This window comes from Campylobacter sp. RM6914 (assembly GCF_004803835.1).
Lineage (GTDB): Bacteria > Campylobacterota > Campylobacteria > Campylobacterales > Campylobacteraceae > Campylobacter_A > Campylobacter_A californiensis.
The window spans coordinates 1,313,136-1,328,944 of record NZ_CP012545.1; the positions used below are offsets into that span (position 1 = coordinate 1,313,136).

General features: G+C 39.7%; 28 protein-coding genes. 16 read left to right on the forward strand and 12 right to left on the reverse strand.

The window, feature by feature from the left end:
* The 11 genes from CCAL_RS06840 to CCAL_RS06890 all read right to left on the reverse strand — a co-directional run bounded on the left by CCAL_RS06840 (window position 1) and on the right by CCAL_RS06890 (window position 6,488).
* On the reverse strand, window positions 1-1,509 hold the full coding sequence (locus CCAL_RS06840) for a portal protein (RefSeq protein WP_172285097.1): 1,509 nt from the start codon (window positions 1,507-1,509) through the stop codon (window positions 1-3).
* On the reverse strand, window positions 1,502-1,813 hold the full coding sequence (locus CCAL_RS06845) for a resolvase (protein ID WP_216656456.1): 312 nt from the start codon (window positions 1,811-1,813) through the stop codon (window positions 1,502-1,504). The genes CCAL_RS06840 and CCAL_RS06845 overlap by 8 nt, the downstream gene beginning before the upstream one ends.
* The gene (locus CCAL_RS06850) at window positions 1,791-3,086 is read right to left on the reverse strand and encodes a terminase large subunit domain-containing protein (protein WP_172285099.1); all 1,296 of its coding nucleotides are present in this window, start codon (window positions 3,084-3,086) and stop codon (window positions 1,791-1,793) included. Before CCAL_RS06850 ends, CCAL_RS06845 begins: the two co-directional genes overlap by 23 nt.
* Window positions 3,079-3,546: a hypothetical protein gene (locus CCAL_RS06855; RefSeq protein WP_172285100.1), complete on the reverse strand. Its 468-nt coding sequence runs from the start codon at window positions 3,544-3,546 to the stop codon at window positions 3,079-3,081. The genes CCAL_RS06850 and CCAL_RS06855 overlap by 8 nt, the downstream gene beginning before the upstream one ends.
* The gene (locus CCAL_RS06860; RefSeq protein ID WP_172285101.1) at window positions 3,539-3,928 is read right to left on the reverse strand and encodes a VRR-NUC domain-containing protein; all 390 of its coding nucleotides are present in this window, start codon (window positions 3,926-3,928) and stop codon (window positions 3,539-3,541) included. Before CCAL_RS06860 ends, CCAL_RS06855 begins: the two co-directional genes overlap by 8 nt.
* Window positions 3,928-4,128 (reverse strand): hypothetical protein, encoded by a 201-nt coding sequence (locus CCAL_RS06865; RefSeq protein ID WP_170017103.1) that lies wholly within the window; start codon window positions 4,126-4,128, stop codon window positions 3,928-3,930. Before CCAL_RS06865 ends, CCAL_RS06860 begins: the two co-directional genes overlap by 1 nt.
* Window positions 4,125-4,745, reverse strand: a complete 621-nt coding sequence (locus tag CCAL_RS06870) for a DUF6475 domain-containing protein (RefSeq protein WP_172285102.1) — start codon at window positions 4,743-4,745, stop codon at window positions 4,125-4,127. Before CCAL_RS06870 ends, CCAL_RS06865 begins: the two co-directional genes overlap by 4 nt.
* Window positions 4,742-5,632, reverse strand: coding sequence for a helix-turn-helix domain-containing protein (locus CCAL_RS06875; protein WP_172285103.1), 891 nt, complete (start codon window positions 5,630-5,632; stop codon window positions 4,742-4,744). Before CCAL_RS06875 ends, CCAL_RS06870 begins: the two co-directional genes overlap by 4 nt.
* Window positions 5,622-5,858: a hypothetical protein gene (locus CCAL_RS06880; protein ID WP_172285104.1), complete on the reverse strand. Its 237-nt coding sequence runs from the start codon at window positions 5,856-5,858 to the stop codon at window positions 5,622-5,624. The genes CCAL_RS06875 and CCAL_RS06880 overlap by 11 nt, the downstream gene beginning before the upstream one ends.
* Window positions 5,858-6,127 carry a hypothetical protein gene (locus CCAL_RS06885; protein ID WP_172285105.1) on the reverse strand — a complete coding sequence of 90 codons (270 nt, stop codon included), beginning with the start codon at window positions 6,125-6,127 and terminating at the stop codon, window positions 5,858-5,860. Before CCAL_RS06885 ends, CCAL_RS06880 begins: the two co-directional genes overlap by 1 nt.
* Window positions 6,128-6,245: 118 nt before the next feature.
* Window positions 6,246-6,488 carry a hypothetical protein gene (locus tag CCAL_RS06890; RefSeq protein ID WP_172285106.1) on the reverse strand — a complete coding sequence of 81 codons (243 nt, stop codon included), beginning with the start codon at window positions 6,486-6,488 and terminating at the stop codon, window positions 6,246-6,248.
* Window positions 6,489-6,598: 110 nt separating this feature from the next.
* Between CCAL_RS06890 and CCAL_RS06895 the strand changes: the two genes are divergently transcribed.
* Genes CCAL_RS06895 through CCAL_RS06905 form a run of 3 tightly spaced genes read left to right on the forward strand, consistent with a single transcriptional unit; the run spans window position 6,599 to window position 8,712 of the window.
* Window positions 6,599-7,261, forward strand: coding sequence for an XRE family transcriptional regulator (locus CCAL_RS06895; protein WP_172285107.1), 663 nt, complete (start codon window positions 6,599-6,601; stop codon window positions 7,259-7,261).
* A 28-nt stretch (window positions 7,262-7,289) separates the two neighbouring features.
* A complete protein-coding gene (locus tag CCAL_RS06900) occupies window positions 7,290-8,279 on the forward strand; it encodes a hypothetical protein (RefSeq protein WP_172285108.1) in 990 nt (329 codons plus the stop codon).
* Window positions 8,266-8,712 carry a thermonuclease family protein gene (locus CCAL_RS06905; RefSeq protein WP_172285109.1) on the forward strand — a complete coding sequence of 149 codons (447 nt, stop codon included), beginning with the start codon at window positions 8,266-8,268 and terminating at the stop codon, window positions 8,710-8,712. Before CCAL_RS06900 ends, CCAL_RS06905 begins: the two co-directional genes overlap by 14 nt.
* On the opposite strand, the gene CCAL_RS06910 is transcribed toward CCAL_RS06905, so the two are convergent.
* The gene (locus CCAL_RS06910; protein ID WP_169972492.1) at window positions 8,709-9,413 is read right to left on the reverse strand and encodes a hypothetical protein; all 705 of its coding nucleotides are present in this window, start codon (window positions 9,411-9,413) and stop codon (window positions 8,709-8,711) included. The two genes, CCAL_RS06905 and CCAL_RS06910, sit on opposite strands and share 4 nt — an antisense overlap.
* Window positions 9,414-9,802: 389 nt before the next feature.
* On the opposite strand from CCAL_RS06910, the gene CCAL_RS06915 reads away from it, so the two are divergent.
* The 13 genes from CCAL_RS06915 (at window position 9,803) to CCAL_RS06975 (ending at window position 15,806) form a co-directional block, all read left to right on the forward strand.
* A complete protein-coding gene (locus tag CCAL_RS06915) occupies window positions 9,803-10,231 on the forward strand; it encodes a hypothetical protein (protein WP_172285110.1) in 429 nt (142 codons plus the stop codon).
* A 163-nt stretch (window positions 10,232-10,394) separates the two neighbouring features.
* Window positions 10,395-10,628 (forward strand): hypothetical protein, encoded by a 234-nt coding sequence (locus CCAL_RS06920; RefSeq protein WP_172285111.1) that lies wholly within the window; start codon window positions 10,395-10,397, stop codon window positions 10,626-10,628.
* 148 nt (window positions 10,629-10,776) lie between these two features.
* A complete protein-coding gene (locus tag CCAL_RS06925; protein ID WP_172285112.1) occupies window positions 10,777-11,175 on the forward strand; it encodes a hypothetical protein in 399 nt (132 codons plus the stop codon).
* Between the two features lie 66 nt (window positions 11,176-11,241).
* The gene (locus CCAL_RS06930; RefSeq protein WP_170017073.1) at window positions 11,242-11,451 is read left to right on the forward strand and encodes a hypothetical protein; all 210 of its coding nucleotides are present in this window, start codon (window positions 11,242-11,244) and stop codon (window positions 11,449-11,451) included.
* Window positions 11,452-11,637: 186 nt separating this feature from the next.
* Entirely contained in the window at window positions 11,638-12,255 is a 618-nt protein-coding gene (locus CCAL_RS06935) for an ERF family protein (protein WP_169972497.1), read from the forward strand.
* Window positions 12,245-12,391 carry a ribbon-helix-helix protein, CopG family gene (locus tag CCAL_RS06940; protein ID WP_169972498.1) on the forward strand — a complete coding sequence of 49 codons (147 nt, stop codon included), beginning with the start codon at window positions 12,245-12,247 and terminating at the stop codon, window positions 12,389-12,391. The genes CCAL_RS06935 and CCAL_RS06940 overlap by 11 nt, the downstream gene beginning before the upstream one ends.
* Before the next feature lie 101 nt (window positions 12,392-12,492).
* Entirely contained in the window at window positions 12,493-13,368 is an 876-nt protein-coding gene (locus CCAL_RS06945) for a P63C domain-containing protein (RefSeq protein ID WP_169972499.1), read from the forward strand.
* Between the two features lie 2 nt (window positions 13,369-13,370).
* Entirely contained in the window at window positions 13,371-13,511 is a 141-nt protein-coding gene (locus CCAL_RS06950; protein WP_172285113.1) for a hypothetical protein, read from the forward strand.
* Window positions 13,512-13,548: 37 nt separating this feature from the next.
* On the forward strand, window positions 13,549-13,713 hold the full coding sequence (locus CCAL_RS06955) for a hypothetical protein (RefSeq protein WP_170017070.1): 165 nt from the start codon (window positions 13,549-13,551) through the stop codon (window positions 13,711-13,713).
* A 17-nt stretch (window positions 13,714-13,730) separates the two neighbouring features.
* The gene (locus CCAL_RS06960) at window positions 13,731-13,886 is read left to right on the forward strand and encodes a toxin-antitoxin system HicB family antitoxin (RefSeq protein ID WP_170017068.1); all 156 of its coding nucleotides are present in this window, start codon (window positions 13,731-13,733) and stop codon (window positions 13,884-13,886) included.
* A gap of 42 nt (window positions 13,887-13,928) precedes the next feature.
* Window positions 13,929-14,084, forward strand: coding sequence for a hypothetical protein (locus CCAL_RS06965; protein WP_170017066.1), 156 nt, complete (start codon window positions 13,929-13,931; stop codon window positions 14,082-14,084).
* A 139-nt stretch (window positions 14,085-14,223) separates the two neighbouring features.
* On the forward strand, window positions 14,224-14,967 hold the full coding sequence (locus CCAL_RS06970) for an antA/AntB antirepressor family protein (protein ID WP_170017064.1): 744 nt from the start codon (window positions 14,224-14,226) through the stop codon (window positions 14,965-14,967).
* Window positions 14,968-14,969: 2 nt separating this feature from the next.
* Window positions 14,970-15,806: a lambda-exonuclease family protein gene (locus CCAL_RS06975; RefSeq protein WP_172285114.1), complete on the forward strand. Its 837-nt coding sequence runs from the start codon at window positions 14,970-14,972 to the stop codon at window positions 15,804-15,806.
* Window positions 15,807-15,809: the final 3 nt, after the last annotated feature.

A 15,809-nucleotide genomic window follows, 5' to 3' on the forward strand; every position in this document is an offset into this window, starting at 1 on the left:
TTACACGCATAATAGCTTTTGCTCTAATTTGTTTGTTTCACCTATGTATTCGCTTGCGTTTTTGATGCCATAAAGCGGTAGAAGCTCTAAGAGTAGTTTTTTACTAGCCTCTTTCATCATGATAGCCCCCTCTTGGTCTCCTATTTGTAGGCACATGCCAAATTGAGCATTTATGAGACCGCCCACATCCATTAGTGATTTCTTTTGCACCTCTTTATTTAGCGCGCCGATGCCTGTATTTAGGTTTACCCTAAAGCTTGGCACTTCGCCCCTGTTAAAGCCAGCGAAAAATATCGGGTCGCCATACTTCCACACCAAAAACGCCAACCGCTCAAATATTGGTTCAAAGAAGGTTTCATTAAAGGTCCTTATGTAGCCTTGCAATCTTACGCTTCCCTCGTTTGCCATTATTGAAGCCATTGTCGCCGTTTCTTTTCGCACTGTTGTAGCTCCGTTTTGTTGAGGACTTACGCCACTTACCTCGCTCATCTCATTTTCAATTACTTGTAGGCTAGCCATTGCTCCGCTTATGTCGCCTGTTGGCAAAGGCACTATACGAGACGGCTCGTCAGCATAGATTGGCGCTCCGACACGCTCCAAATCAACTCTACTTACTTGCATACTTTTTGGCACGATTAGCTTCCGTGCCGTTTGTTCTCTTATCACGTCAATGATTGAGTTTCTAGTTACGTTTATCTCGTCTTGCAAAGGCATCATCGAAGCAAGCGCCGGCTCACCGTAAGCGCAAACATAATCATCCTCGTCCATCGCTTTTACTTGCGGCAGCATATATCCAAAGACAAAAGGCTGTCCGTCTTTTAGCTCCACTTTGTCCCTTAGAAGCGAGCTTTCAAATAGCGTGCTTACATACCATTTACCGCTCGTCTTTTCGTAGATTTCATAAAGCTCAAAACGCTCATACTCTTTGGCTTCGTAAAAGCGCTCGTCTGCTTCTATCTTGAAAATTTTGGCTTTCGCGTATCTTTTGATGTCCTCTTTTGTGAGGTAGATTTTATGCACGATGTAGTTTATGTTGTCTATGTTCTTTGCCATAGGGTCAAAAAATATCTCATCAATAGCCACCTCGTCGATAGCCACCCTCTCGCCACTCCAATACACCTTTACGATACACGTCGGACTGAACGAAGCTTTTAAAAAGATAGGCGCAAAGACCTTGTATAGATTGACGAAAGTAGTGTAGTGGTCTATCGCCTCTTGCCACTTATCTATGACATCATTTGTTGAGTTTATGTAGGGTTCAAGCTTTGCAAATTTGTCATTGTTGAAATATGTCTCAGTGAGCCCATCGTAAATCCTCTTAGCTTTTGAGTTTAGCTTCGGTATGAAATTTCTTGATTTGTTTCTATCCTTTAGGCTTTGAAGCTGCATTTCTTCCAAAAACAGCAAATACGCACTATTTAGCTTCACAAACGCTGGGCGATACTTCTCAAAGCCATTTACCGCGAGCTGCTTTAGTTCCTCAAGATAAGCCACTCTATCTTCATTCATTTTCACCCCTTAGCCGATAATATGTAGATTTGCTAATATTTAAAAGTTTCTCAATTTTTTTACATTTTACCCCTCGCTTGATTAACTCTTTTGCCAGTCTTGTTTTATGCGCCTTTGTTGGCATTTGCTTTACCCCTTTCGTTAGCTCGCATATCAAAACCATCACGCTTAGCTTTATCGCCTCATCATCAAGTTTCGCGATAGCCCTTATCGTTTCAGGTTCTATTCGCGCATAAATATACTCAATCTGCGGTGTCAAATCCACCCTAATTTGGGAATTTTTACCATCCGCTATCATATTCATCCGCTCTTGAAGTGATTATTTTTGGCAAAACCGGGTCAAAATAAGTAAGCGCCAAAGCGTCCGCCAGGTCTGGGCTCACCCCGAATTCTTTCTTAATTGTTTCTTTTGGCAATATTGCGTATCTATCCTTTTTGTCGTAGATATACTCTATCATTTGCAACTGTTTTTTGAGCTTTTCGTTTGCTGGTATTGAGAGTAGATGAAATTTGTCTCGCAGTGTGAAAAACATCTCAGCTCTTTTGTTTGGGTATTTGCGCTCATCGCTTGCCTTGAAGCTAGCCTTTGCCTCTCGCACTATCCCGCTTAGCCCCAGATCGCAAAGTGTGTCGTAAGTGCCGGCGCCTATTCCTACGGTGTCAATGAAAATCGCGTCGGGCTTTGTTTCGCTTCTTTCGTATTCGCCCATTACCACCCTTGCCAGCTCGGTTACGCTATTTACGCGGTATTCTTTCATCTCCTCTATGTGGTTGCCTGCTCTTTTGCAAAGCACGCTTTCATCATCGCCCTCGCGTGCTACATCTAGCCCCCACACTATGACGCCTTGCGGCTCGTGTATGTGCGGCGCACCAAACGCCCTTTCTATCATCGCAAGCGTGAAAAGCGCGTTTGTCGTAGTGTCAAGAAACTCGCCGTATATCTCTTGGCGGACTACATCGCTCTCCGCTCCGCCAAGCTCGGCGATAAGCTCGTCTATCTCGTCTTTTCTAAGCAGTGGATTTTCAAAGCTAGAGATTTGATAATTCACCCAATCTTTCTCGTTTCTCATTCCCCTCATTGCCAAATCATAAAAGCGGTTTTTGCCCTTTGGCACACCGCCGATAAAGGCTCTTGATGTTGGATAGTCAAGTAGCATAGGGCGGATTGCGTTGTCCCAAAGATAGGAGTTTTTCAAGATTATGCCAGCCTCATTCAAAATCACGATGTCATAGCCAAACCCCTCTATGTTTTGCGGTATTTCAGCCGAACGCATATCAAGCCAAGCTCCGTTGATGTTGAGTTGCTTGTCTTGGTAGTTGAATTTCCACATACTAGGTGGCAGCTTCTTAAGTTCAGGCAAGAAGTAGCGCTCATAGTAGCGCTTCAAGTTTGTGTTGATTGTATCCACCCAAAGTATCTTTTTGCCCTCTAGCAGCCACTCTATGCAAGCGTTAGCAATGCCCTTGGTAAAGCCCACGCGCCGCCCTTTTTCTATCGTGGTAAATCTTGCTTTGTTTTTAAAAAATATCTCTCTTTGCCAGTCGGAATATTTAAGACTTAGATTAATCTCACTCATCAACTAGCCCTTTGCGCTCTATAACTATCTTTGTATTTGTTTGCTGCGCATTTGTGTTATTTATAAGTGTGCTCGGCTCTTTGCCGCATACTACGTCTTTATTCCTTGCGGTTATACGGCTATGCGCTTCAACGTCGGCTAAATCCTCTGCGTATTCTAAAAGCTCGTCCGCTTTCTTTTGATTTGCTAGGGCTCTATTTTGAAAAAAGATTAGGTGTTTAGTCTGCTCTTTCACTATTTCGTGAAAGGCTTTCACTTCTGTTTCACTTTGTGTTGATAACGCCGTATTTATGGCTACTTGCTGTTTCACTAATTCTGAATTTTCTTGCGATACGTCTTTGCATATCTTAAACACGGCACCTATACTTACTTCATATTTTATAGATAAGCTCTTTTTGCTAGCGCCTGATTTATATTCGGCTCTTATTTGATCTTTTATTTGTTCTGTTATCTTAGCCACGCTTCATCTCGCTCTTTATAAAATCTATCGCTTCGCCTGCGCCGTAACATACCTTAGCTTTAGCGTAGTCGTAGCAGTTGATGGTGCCTATCCAGTCCTCTTGCTCGTTGCTTACCCTGCTTAGGCTTTTTTTAGCGCGCTTCATCTCGACACAAACCAGCCCGCTAGGTAAAAGTATCAGCATATCGGGAAATCCCGCACTTGTCCCCATCGCTTTTAATTTCTTTTTATATTGCACGCTTGCCACTCTTTCGTTTGCTACGTGCGTAAAGGGTATTTTTTGAATTCTTAACCACGTAGCAAAGGCTATTACTTCTTGATCTTCTAACGGCACTGCTCCGCTTGCTTTGAGGTGTGCCACTGTTTGTTCGTATCTTGGCATCATAGCTCCAAACTCCCCTGTTTATTGTCTATCTCCTGCTTGCGTAGTTTTATCTCCAGCTTATGGGCTATCCCGCCTATCTCATTGATCGTTGTGAGTGCTTTAGCTTGGATGTTCTCGCTCGCCCTTTTATTGTTCTCATCCACAAAATAAATTTCAGGGCTGATCGGGTCTAAAATTATTACGGCTTTTTTGATCATACCGCCGCCTTATTAATGCCCGCTAGGAGTTTGTTTGTTGGGCTGATTTTTGCTAGTCCCTCTTTAAATTCAAGCGCTGGGATTGGCTCTTTATCCATCCCGATAAAATAAACCTTGTCAAATTTACCGCTTTGGTTACTAAAGCTATTTTCTCTCTCGTGTTTGCCGATTAGATATGCCGGTGCTGTTTGGTTTGGCTTTGAGTAGGTTTTGTAAAGCTTTTTAAACTCCCATTTTTTAAAATCCTCCCACTCTTTGCCCTTTAAATTTCCCACAGCTTCCCAGCCACCAGCCGCCTTTACTACGCTCATAATGGCGTTGTCGCTAAAGCAGACGCTGCGGTCAGGGCCGTATTTGTTTATCGCGTAAATCAAATCGTCTAAGGCTAGTTGCGCCTTGCTTTCAAAGTCGCCCTCTACAGCCTCTATAATCTCGGCGATCGTCGGCATATTTGAGTATTTGCGGCTTTGCCTTAGCTCTCTTAGCCCGCGTTTTAACTCACTCGCTTCAAGATGTCCCAAATCCTCAAAGTAAAGTGCTATAACCGCCTTGCTTAGGTCGGCTTTGTAGTATTCAACTACCGGCATAAATACGCCGTAAAATTCTTGTATTGTCATTTGAAATCTCCTACTAGGTGTCCTTGTCCGTTTGCGATCATATCCTTAGCCAGCTCGTCAAAAGCTCGCATCGTGTTTAGTGTGCCTTGATTTAGGCCGTGTGGGTTTGTCGTAGCATTGTTTGGCACGTTGCGCCCGCTACCCCCTTGCGTCTTTGGTTTAAACACCCCTTGCCACTCATTTGCCATTGCCTCTCGTATGCAGGCATTGACGTCTATGCCCTCGCTATGCCATCTGCTCCACTCGCTAAATTTCATCTCGATACCTTGCTTGCTAAGTTTTTCTTTGCGCTCTTTTTTGTAGGCTAGGTATTGCTCCCATAAAGCGGGGTCAAGAAAATCGGGCAAAACTTGCGTAGGGGGTAAGGGGGTAGAATTTAAAGCTTGTATTTTTAAAGGCTTGTAATTTTCACTGCTTGTATTATTCATTCGCGCGCATACATTATATGGCGGACGGCAAATTTTCCGTTCGCTGTCCCTATTTTTTCCGTTGGCGACGGTATTTTTTCCGTTGGCGAACGGTAAATCAGCCGAATTTATATCACTTTTTTCATCTATTCCGTTGGCGAACGGCAAATTTTCCGTTGGCGATTGATTTGCTTTTTCAAGTGCTAAAATTCTAATTTTTCTATTTGTGATTACTGCTCCAAATTTTTCAACTTCAGTTTCAATGTAGCCGTATTTTTTTAGCTTTGTTATACCGGCAGAGATTGTGTCGGCTGATTTGCCTAACTTTTCACCTAAGTACTCATTACTAGCGTGGCAGTAGCCATTTTTAGCCGATAGTGATGAGATTAAAAGAAGCAGTCTAAGTTCGTTTTGTATCTTATCATCAAACAGCCACGAGTTAAAACAGATGGCATATCCGTTTTGTAGATCATCGCTCATTTTTACCCCCTTCTGCTAAATATACAAACACCGGCAACACAGCGAACGCAAAGCCGACAAATAATACCCTTCCTATCCCCCAGTTCATGTGAAAAGTCAAAAAAGACATAATCAGCATAAAAAAGAAAACAAAAAGACCCACTCCCCCCAAAAACGCAATAAGCACATATCCTTTGTCGCACGCATTTTTATACGCGTCTTGAAACAAATTAGGTATTTTTAGCATCACGCTACCCTTTCTACTGCTTTTAAAATTTCCGCACTATGCCCCGTGATCGCATCTTTTTTCGTGCCGACCACTCTTAAATAGCCCTCGTGCAGTAATTCATTTACTCTGCCGCATACGCTACATTCCTTTTGGATATACCAGCGCGCTATCTCTTGTCTTGTCGCGCCGTTTTCGTGTTGCAAAAATAACTCGTATATCATCTTGCGCTTGCCGCGCAAAAACGGCTTGATCTCTCTATACGCCTGTCTTGAAGTTTGTGCTATCATTTATGTTCCTAATTTAATTTTATTCTCTTGCGCTTTTAAAATTTGTCTAACTATCATCTCTACTACATTTACGCTCATCGCTCTGGCGCGCCTATGCCGCTAAATACGGTCGCGATAGTCATTTTTTAGCCTTTTTGCTCTGTTTTTCGGATAATTTTTTCTCCGCTAAAAACGGTTTTATTTCTAAGCCCCATTTGTTTTCAGGGTGTTTTGTCCTGCCGTACAAGCTTATTCTTAGCCTTGCATATTTGCTTGGCTTTTTATCGTTTGTGCCAGCCAAATAAACTACCGTCGATGAACGACAAATACCATTATCCATCAAATCCAATGCTAATTTTTCTCTATAACATAACTTTTTCATAACAAAAATATTACCTATTGTTAGATTAAATATAACTTAAAGTTATTTGCTTTTTTTAGAAAATAGTTATAAAATATTACAAAACGTAATTTTTAGTAAAAGGAAAGTGGATGAAAACATTTGCCCTAAAGATAGAGGAAGTACTAAAAGATAAAAATATAAATACGGTACAGCTAGCTGAAAAGCTAGGCGTTTCGCAGTCGCTAGTCAGTCAGTGGCTATCAGGCGAAAAAAGAACAAGAAAATTTTTAAAACCATTAGCTGATTTTTCTGGTCGCCCTATTGAATATTTTTTAGATGACAACATAGAAACAGTAGAGCAGTTAAAAAGTGAGATAAAAGACGACAACGACACGGTTTACGTGCCGTTTTTCAAAGATGGCGTTGTGTCAGCTGGCTTTGGTGCGGAAAATGACGACCTAGGAGAGCCTGATTTATTGCCATTTAAACCAGAGGATTTAAGGATAATGTTTAATGTAAGCCCAAAGGCTAAAATAGGAATAATCCCTTGCTTTGGTAACTCAATGGAGCCGACAATAATGGAAAGCGATTTGGTGGTATTTTGCCACGATGGGCAGGAGGCAATAGAGGGCGCGATATATGTTTGCAGATATGACAACGAGCTATTAGTTAAAAGGTTTAAAAAGCGCCCATATTTTGCGCTAATAAGCGACAATAGAGACTACGAGCCGATTAAGATAGAGGAGCTTTTAACAGTTGAAATTATCGGTCGCGTTGTAGGCTCATATTCTATAAATTCAAAGAGATTTTAGAGGGAAATTTTTATAAAAAGGAGAAACAATGCAAGAATTTGAAATTAGTTCGGTTGCCGATTTGATTGAGGCTAAGGATTTTATGATCCGAAATCAAAATGATATTAAAATAACAAATATTTCAGAGCTTGAATATAAAATTAAGCTCAGCGGAGGAAGATACGATAACTATAATTTTGAGTATATCGATGCTGACGTGGCAAGAATAATTTTAGAATATCAAGAGCAATATAATAATTTTGTTACTGCATTAGAAAAACGCTTCAATATTCAAATACCTCAAAGCCAAAAAGTGCTAAAATTCAAGCTTGAAAAAGGTTGTTTGGAAATTTCTACAGATCTAAAAGATATTATAAAAGAAGGATTTAAACACATGAACGGTTGGCATATAATGGTTGTTTTTATTATTGCCATTGGCGGATGGTATGCTAGGGATAGTTATCACAAATACATAGAATTAGAACAAAGTAAGGTAAAATTAGAACAAAGTAAAATAGAATTGGAACAAAGTAAAATAGCAAGCGAACAAGAGGTTAAGGATAAAGAGATAGAAAAAGAAAAACTTAGTATCGTTCTAAGCAATATTAACGACCTTGTATCAGGCAGAGAGCTACAAGAACCTGCCAACCGTGCAAAAAAAGCCATTGCAGCTACACTACAAGAAGGGGAGAGGGCGATCATAAACCCTGACATAAAAGAACAAGCCAATAAGCCGATAACAGTTGAAGACAAGGATAAATTTAGAGTAGTTTTGCCTCAAGAAGAAGAACTTCCTAGCACTGAAGAAGAGATTGACGATATTTTTCACATAGAAGCACAACATTTTACTCCAAATAAAATTTTTAGGATAAAAGAGTTGAAACTAAACGTAAGTTCTACGCCAATCAGCGCCACAAAAAGAATGGAAATTATAAGAAAAGCCGATAGGCAAGAGCCAGTAAGACTAAAAATAAAACTTATAAAAAATGCAAAAACTGGAGGCATAGAGGAAGCTTTAATTCTAGATGTCATCAATTAACTTCTTGGCTATCCTAGCGATAGCCTTTCCACTTCTTGCAAATCCCGCTAAAGTCGTCAAAATATCTGACGGCGATACCATTACCGTGCTAACACCACAAAAAGAGCAAGTCAAAGTAAGGCTTCACGGTATAGACGCACCAGAGAAAAAACAAGCTTACGGCAACAAATCGCGACAATTTTTATCAAATTTAATAGCTGGCAAAGAAGTTGAAGTCAAAGAAAAAGGCAAAGATATATATAAGCGCACGATCGGCACGATATATTTAAACGGCACAGACATAAACACCCAAATGGTCGCTAGCGGTTATGCTTGGGCTTACGTGAAATACTCAAAAGATTATGTAAATTTAGAAAAAGAAGCTAGGAGACAAAAGCTAGGGCTTTGGCGAGATAAAAAACCTATCCCGCCGTGGGAGTTTAGGAAGCGTTAACCTATTTTTTTACTACGTCTATAAAACATGCATGTTACAACAAAAGGGAGAGAAAAAATTACAACCGCAAACACTGCAGCCCCCGTGTCCATTTTATTGTCTTGCGTTATAGCAGTCCCCCAAGAAATTAAAGCCAAAGGGGCTGTTATAAGAAATGCTATTGTATAGCATATTTTTTGCCACCATGATAATTTTCTAGTTGTTATGTCCTTATAGTGCTTATCCTGCTCTTTTTCTATTTCTTTATACGTCTTGCCTTGTTTTTCTGCTATTTTTTGCAAGATAGCGTTATCGCTATACATTGCATCGGCTTGTTCAAAACCTTTAAATATTTCAAAAACATAGTCAGTCATTACTTCTCTTCGTTTACCGGTCAGAACATTTGAAAACTCTGTTTTGCTGATTATTTCATCCAATTCCCCATTTATTTTTGTTAAATTTTGAAAAATTTCGTAATTACGAGTATCTTGTATAAAATCTACAACTTGCATATTGCTATTAAGAGCAAAAAGAATTGTTTTTTCTGAATACCCACATTTTTTTATAAAATCAAATAAACAGTTATCATTAATATGTTTTACTTTATTCAAAAAATGCTCTTTGTCGGCTCGTGCCAACTCTGCTTGAGTAGGCTGTTTTTCTCTTGTTGGGCGATATGTGAACCTCAATCCCATAAAACTTTTGCTAAGACTAACCCCCATTTACTATCCTTAAAATAAAAAGTTAATGAAATTATAGCCAAAAACACCACGCTATTCAAAATTACCAAAATATAACTTTTTATTACCAAATAACTTACTTTAAGTAATCTTTAATCTTACTTTTAGTAAGATTTCACTATCCAAAGGCTGGATGACCTAAAAGGTCTTGACCGACAGAGCCTGAAACGAGAAAGTTTCAAATCTGGTTTTAATCGGAAGCACCACAGCAGAAGGTGCGAGCATTCGGAGGCAAAAAGCCAATGATTGCACCTGCCGTTTTAACAAAAAACGACCAAGTACCAGCCCTGATAGTTGCACGTTCAGGGGTAGAAAAATCCGTGCAAAACCTTAATATGTAAAGCGATATAATTTAAGGCAAAGGAGTTAATATGAAAGATCAAAAAAATATCGAACTATTTGATTATTATGCGGGCATAATTTTTGCGCGATTAATAGATGAGTTTCCGCTGCCTTTTAATGAAAAAATAGCCGACTTACTGCGTAATGATATTGATTTTAGCGATGATACGGAGCTTACAAGACACAACAATATCATCTACTATACCGTTATGTGGCTTCGCGATAACGGCTTTATAAAAGTAGATCAATGCACTAGGGGCGTGATAGTGAGTGCGGTTTTGACGCACAAGGGACTTGAAATTTTAAAACAAGTGCCTCAAAGCATAGACGGCAAAAGCTTAGGGGATAATCTAAAACAAGCCGTCAAAATAGGCAAAGACGAGCTTATAAAAACCGCCGTTAATAAAATCTTTTCCGTTTCACTTACCAGTTTGCAAAAACTATCTGAAAACTTTTAACTCAACCGGCTCGGTTTATCCGAGCTACCCTCTTTAAATTATATCGCTTTACATTTTCTTTAAACCATATCCCTACTAAACCCATTTAGGCAAATCCTTACTCTAACTCGTGAACAAACTGCTTAGAGGGGCTTAGTATGAGTAACACGCAAGGAGCAAAATAATGGAAAATTTTAAAAGCATAATACTAGAAATTCATCAGAGGGGGGACTACTTCAGCTCTGCCGAGTATAGAGCTGAAGTAGTAAAAGAGCTTGTCAGGCTATGTGGTGGTGTAGAGTTTGCGATAAAAGAGATAAATAAACTAAGACAAGAAAACTCACAGCTAAGCAACTCTATCGTCTGTACTAACATACTTTGCGTTTTAAAAGAGAAAAAGGATAGAAAGAGTATTTAAACGCCCTCGTGGCGGACTGATACAAAATATCAGATTTTGGTTAATAAAAAGGATATGAAATGTTTATATTTTTCATCACGTTTACCGCTACGTTTTGCGGTTTTTTACTAGGCTTTCACGTCGGCGCAAAAATAACAAAGGCTTTCTGATGAACGACGAATTTATCCCTGTAGGGATCTTCGCAAAAATAAACGAAGTAAAGATAAGATCGCTTTACGTGTCGTATTTTTACGATAGAAAAATCGGCAGAACCGACCGTTTCAAAAAGATAGACGGCAGGCTTTATGTCACAAGCTTCTACCCGCAAACAAAGAAAATACACGACGATATAGAGCGGGTTACGGAGCTTTATTACGAGATTTCAAAAAATTACGAAAGTGATTTTCTTCTCGCAAAAGACCTGCTTAAATTTTTGCCGTTTATAACCGTATATAACATATATCAAACACTAATTGTTTTTAAATTTCAAAAACATACAGTGAAATTTATAGAGGCCTTTGAAAAACTAAAGGCCGAAAGGAGCAAAGATGATAGCCAGGTTGTTTAGGATACTCGCAAGACGCGGCGGTTTTATAAAAAACATTAAATTCTTGAAAGTAGAGAGGGCTTGAAAATGCTAGAACACGTAGATTACGAGTTCATTAAAAATGAACAACGACAAAACGAGATAAGCAGATATTGCGACGAATATGAAGAAAAAGTGATTACGCTTCTTGAGACAATATCACGCAAACTCAAGGCTCTCCGCGAAGAGTATGAGCCAATTATCGGTTTTGGTAATTGCGACGAGATAGACGGCTATGTATGGGACAATAGATTTTAAAGAAGGCAAGATGAGATACGACGAATTTTTATCTTGGCGCGCAATGCTGCCAAAGGACATCACGGGCTGGAGCTTTGCGGATTTTATCCGTTTTGTAAGATCGCATAAAAGGAATGCAAACAGAGCCCGATCGCCTAGTGCGAATGTTGGAATTAATAGTAAGAAATAAAACGGAAAGGCAAAAAAATGATAACCATACTAAGTAAAATTCAAACGGAGCTAAAAGCCCCAAAGGGGCAATTTAATAAATTTGGCGGATATTCGTATAGAAGCTGTGAAGACATAACCGAAGCCGTTAAGCCTTTGCTAGAAAAATACGAAGCCGCGCTTACGATAAGCGACGAGATAGTGCAAACGGCTAATCGTATCTATGTCAAGGCTACGGCTACTTTGCGAACAAAATCGGGCGAAATAAGCGCAACGGCTTACGCTAGAGAAGCCGAAACCAAAAAAGGTATGGACGAAGCGCAGATAACAGGTTCAGCTTCAAGTTATGCTCGCAAATACGCCCTAAACGGACTGTTTGCGATAGATGACGAAAAAGACGCCGACGCTACCAATACGCACGAAAAAGAGCCGCAAGGGCAAAATGCGAGTAAACAAACGCAGTCTGCACCCCGCGAGCCTTTAAGCTTAGAGCAGATAAACGACCTAAGCCACTTAATCGAGATAACCAATACCGATACGCGCCAATTTTTAGCCGCTTTTAAAACAAGCGACATTAAAAACGTGCCGTTTGACAAGGCAAAGGCGCTACTAATGAAAAAGCTAGACAAAATGAACGGAGTGCAAAATGCAAGTTAAAAATAAAAACATTATCAGCGTCAGGCTGGATGACGAGCTACTAGAAAAGCTGAAAAAGGATGCAGAAAAAGAGTATAGACCACTAGCTATGCATATACGTAAAATTTTGATTGATTATTTAGTAACTAAAGGCTAAATTTTGTATAATTGAAACTAAATTTTAAGGAATAGTAATGACAGCAGACAAACTAAAAGCGTTTTGTAAAGAACGGAATTTGACTTATAAGGAGCAAAAAAATGTCTGAAAAAGCATTAAAATCCCTTGCCGACGGCGTTTTAAAAATAGGCGACACCGAGCTTGACGTATCCGTTTTGGAAAATGGGGTGCGCGTCGTTAAGCAAACTGATGTTTTTAGAGCATTAGGGCGCGACCCAAGAGGAAATTCAAGAATAGATCAAATACCCGCTTTTATGGACGCTAAAAACCTGCAAAGCCTGATTTCATCGGACTTACAAGCGGTGATCAAGCGAGTGCCGTATCTAGATAAAAACAACAAAGAAAAAGAGGGTTTTAACGCCGATATTTTGCCGCTTGTTGCTGATTTATATCTCAAAGCTAGAGACGCGGGAGTTTTGGTCGCAACGCAGATAGACACGGCTAAAAAAGCCGAAATGCTGATCCGCTCGCTCGCTCGCGTCGGTATCACTGCATTAGTCGATGAAGCTACGGGCTATCAATACGAACGCGAGCGCGACGAACTTCAAAAGATACTAAAAGCCTACATCAGCGAAGAACTTTTAAAATGGGAAAAACGTTTTCCCGATGATTTTTACAAAGAAATATTTAGACTTAACGGCTGGGATTTTACCGTTAGCGGTATCAAAAAACGCCCCGGCATTATAGGCAAATGGACGAATACGCTTATTTACAACGAACTTCCTGCGGGTGTTTTGCAAGAGTTAAAAGAAAATACGCCCAAACACGCGCGCTATCATCAACGCCTAACGCCCGACATCGGACAACCTAACTTAACGGCTCAAATTTACAAGGTTATCGGCATTATGCAAAGTAGCGACAATATGCAAGAAATGTGGGAACGCTTTAAAAAGATTAAAGCTAGAGAACAAGACGATAGCGTAGAGTTTGACGAAAACGGAAGGATAAAGGAATAATAATGGAAAACGAAAATCTAATAAAGCAAACCTGCAAAGAGCTAAATTTAACGTATAAACAGCTTGGCGGAGATTATCGGAAATTCAGAAGTAACGATACATTCAGCCATAGTAAAAGCCAAATTTTAGTCCCTTTTTTATAGAATTTAGGGATTTTGTTTCAAAAAAAGGGGAGTTGAAATGACTTGGATTTATAGAATTTTTGTTTGCATTATGCTTATTTTGATATACATTAGAATTGGCGATATGGAAGATTTTATAGATGATATTGTTGGTAGCTATGTTGGTGGTGTAGAGCAAGAACTAACAAACAGGCTTGATGATATAGATAGTAATTGCAGATAACTTGGAAAGGACACAAAATGGCGGATGAAAAAGATACAACAACAGGTAGCTACAATTTACAAATTAAAATTCCAGTGGAATTAAAAGAAAAATTGGAGCTTTTGGCAAAAGAAGCAGGCGTTTCACTGAACCAATACATAATGTTTATGTTTATTAGGGAAACCAAAAAATAGGCATTCGGATTTTAAACAGATGGATTACGCAAAGGAGATAAGATGGCAGAGGAAAAAGAAACAAAAGGAAGCAACCTTATACAAATAAGAGTTAGCGACAAAATGAAAGATGATTTACAGAAAAAAGCCGATGAATTGGGCTTACCACTTACAACATATGTAGTATTTTTGATAGCACAAGACTTAAAAAAGCCCTAAATTTGGGCTTTACCATAATTTTATGGAAAACTATACTACATTTAGTATCGCTTTAAAATATTTCTTTACTACATTAAGAATATATTAAACATATATATTATATGATTTCATCATATAAACTTACTACAAAGGACATATGATGAATATCACAATCTATAACAACCAAAACATAGGGGCTGAAATTAATTCAGCTAATGCAAGAGAGCTTCATTGTTTTTTAAATTCAGGTCAAGATTATTCTGACTGGATTAAAAACCGTATCACCCAATACGGCTTTATCGAAAATCAAGACTACATTATTCAGATAGTTTATACCAAAGGCAGACCCCGCAAAGAATACTTCATCACACTAGATATGGCGAAAGAGCTTTGTATGGTAGAAAACAACGATAAAGGCAAAGAAGCAAGGCAGTATTTTATAAAGTGTGAAAAAGAACTCCAAGCCTTAAAATTTCAACACTACGTTGATAAAATCTCCGCCCTTGAAACAGGTAGTCGCTTAGAATCCAAACATCATCAAAACCAAATCAACGGCTACTTAGGGCAAATCGCAAAGCATAATCAAAAAATAGAGGTTTTAAAAGCCGAGCTTGTATTGGCTAAACAATCGCCAAATTTATACGAGCGGATCGCTATGCTTGAGCTTGAACTGAAAAATGCAAAAGCGGACGCGCATAATTACAAGCTCGATATGAATTTTTATATGAGAAAGTATAGAGAGCTAAAAGACGAGAGCGTAAAGACCGAAAACGTATCTATAAAAGCCCTTGATACGATACAAGGACAAATGGAGCATATTTTTACGGCGATAGGTGCCGTCAAGAGCTTTATCAATGACGGCGATGAATATTTTATGAGAGAAAAAGGATTATTGAAAGGATAAAAATGCAAGTTAGTCTAAAACAAAACAGCCCCGAGTGGCTGGAATACCGCAAAAGCAAATTTAACGCTAGCGAAGCGGGCGATGTTATGGGCGTAGGTTTTAACAAGCCCTACCGATTAGCCGAGATCAAATACGCGGACGCACAAACTTTTCAAAACGAAGCGATGAGACTGGGGCACGAATACGAACCGGCTATACGCGAATACCTAAAGGCTAAATTTCATCTTGACCTGCTCCCCGTCGTTTGGTGTAGCGATGATGACGAAAGGTTTAGCGCGAGCCTAGACGGCTATGATTTGATGGAAAACGCCTTTTGCGAGATCAAATTTAGCGATAAAGAATTCGCTTATTTAAAAGAGCACGGACGCCCAAGCGATAAATACTTTTATCAAATTCAGCACCAATATTACGTAACGGGCGCTAAGCGGTGCATTTTTGCGGTCGGGCGTATTGATGAGGATTTTGAGCTCGAGATAGAGTGTATCGAAGTGGCGCGCGATGAAAAAGCCATAAAAGAGCTTATTAAGGCGTGGAATAAATTTGAAGCCGAGTATAAGCCAAGCGGTGCGCTAGACGACGAGTGGCTAGAGATTTCAGGCAAGCTAAGCGAGCTAAGCGCACAAAGCAAGGCTATTGAGCGCGAGATTAACGAGCTAAAAGAGCGTGCGATCGCTAAAGCGGGCGGGGTTGAGATAAAAGCCTACGGGCTAACGATTTTTAAAACCGAGCGCAAGCCAAGCTATGACTATAAAGCCTTTTGCGAGCACAGCGGGGCAAAAATCCCCGATGAATACATAAAGGCGGGCTCGGTTAGCTGGAGCGTGCGTGTAGCGAGCTAAGCC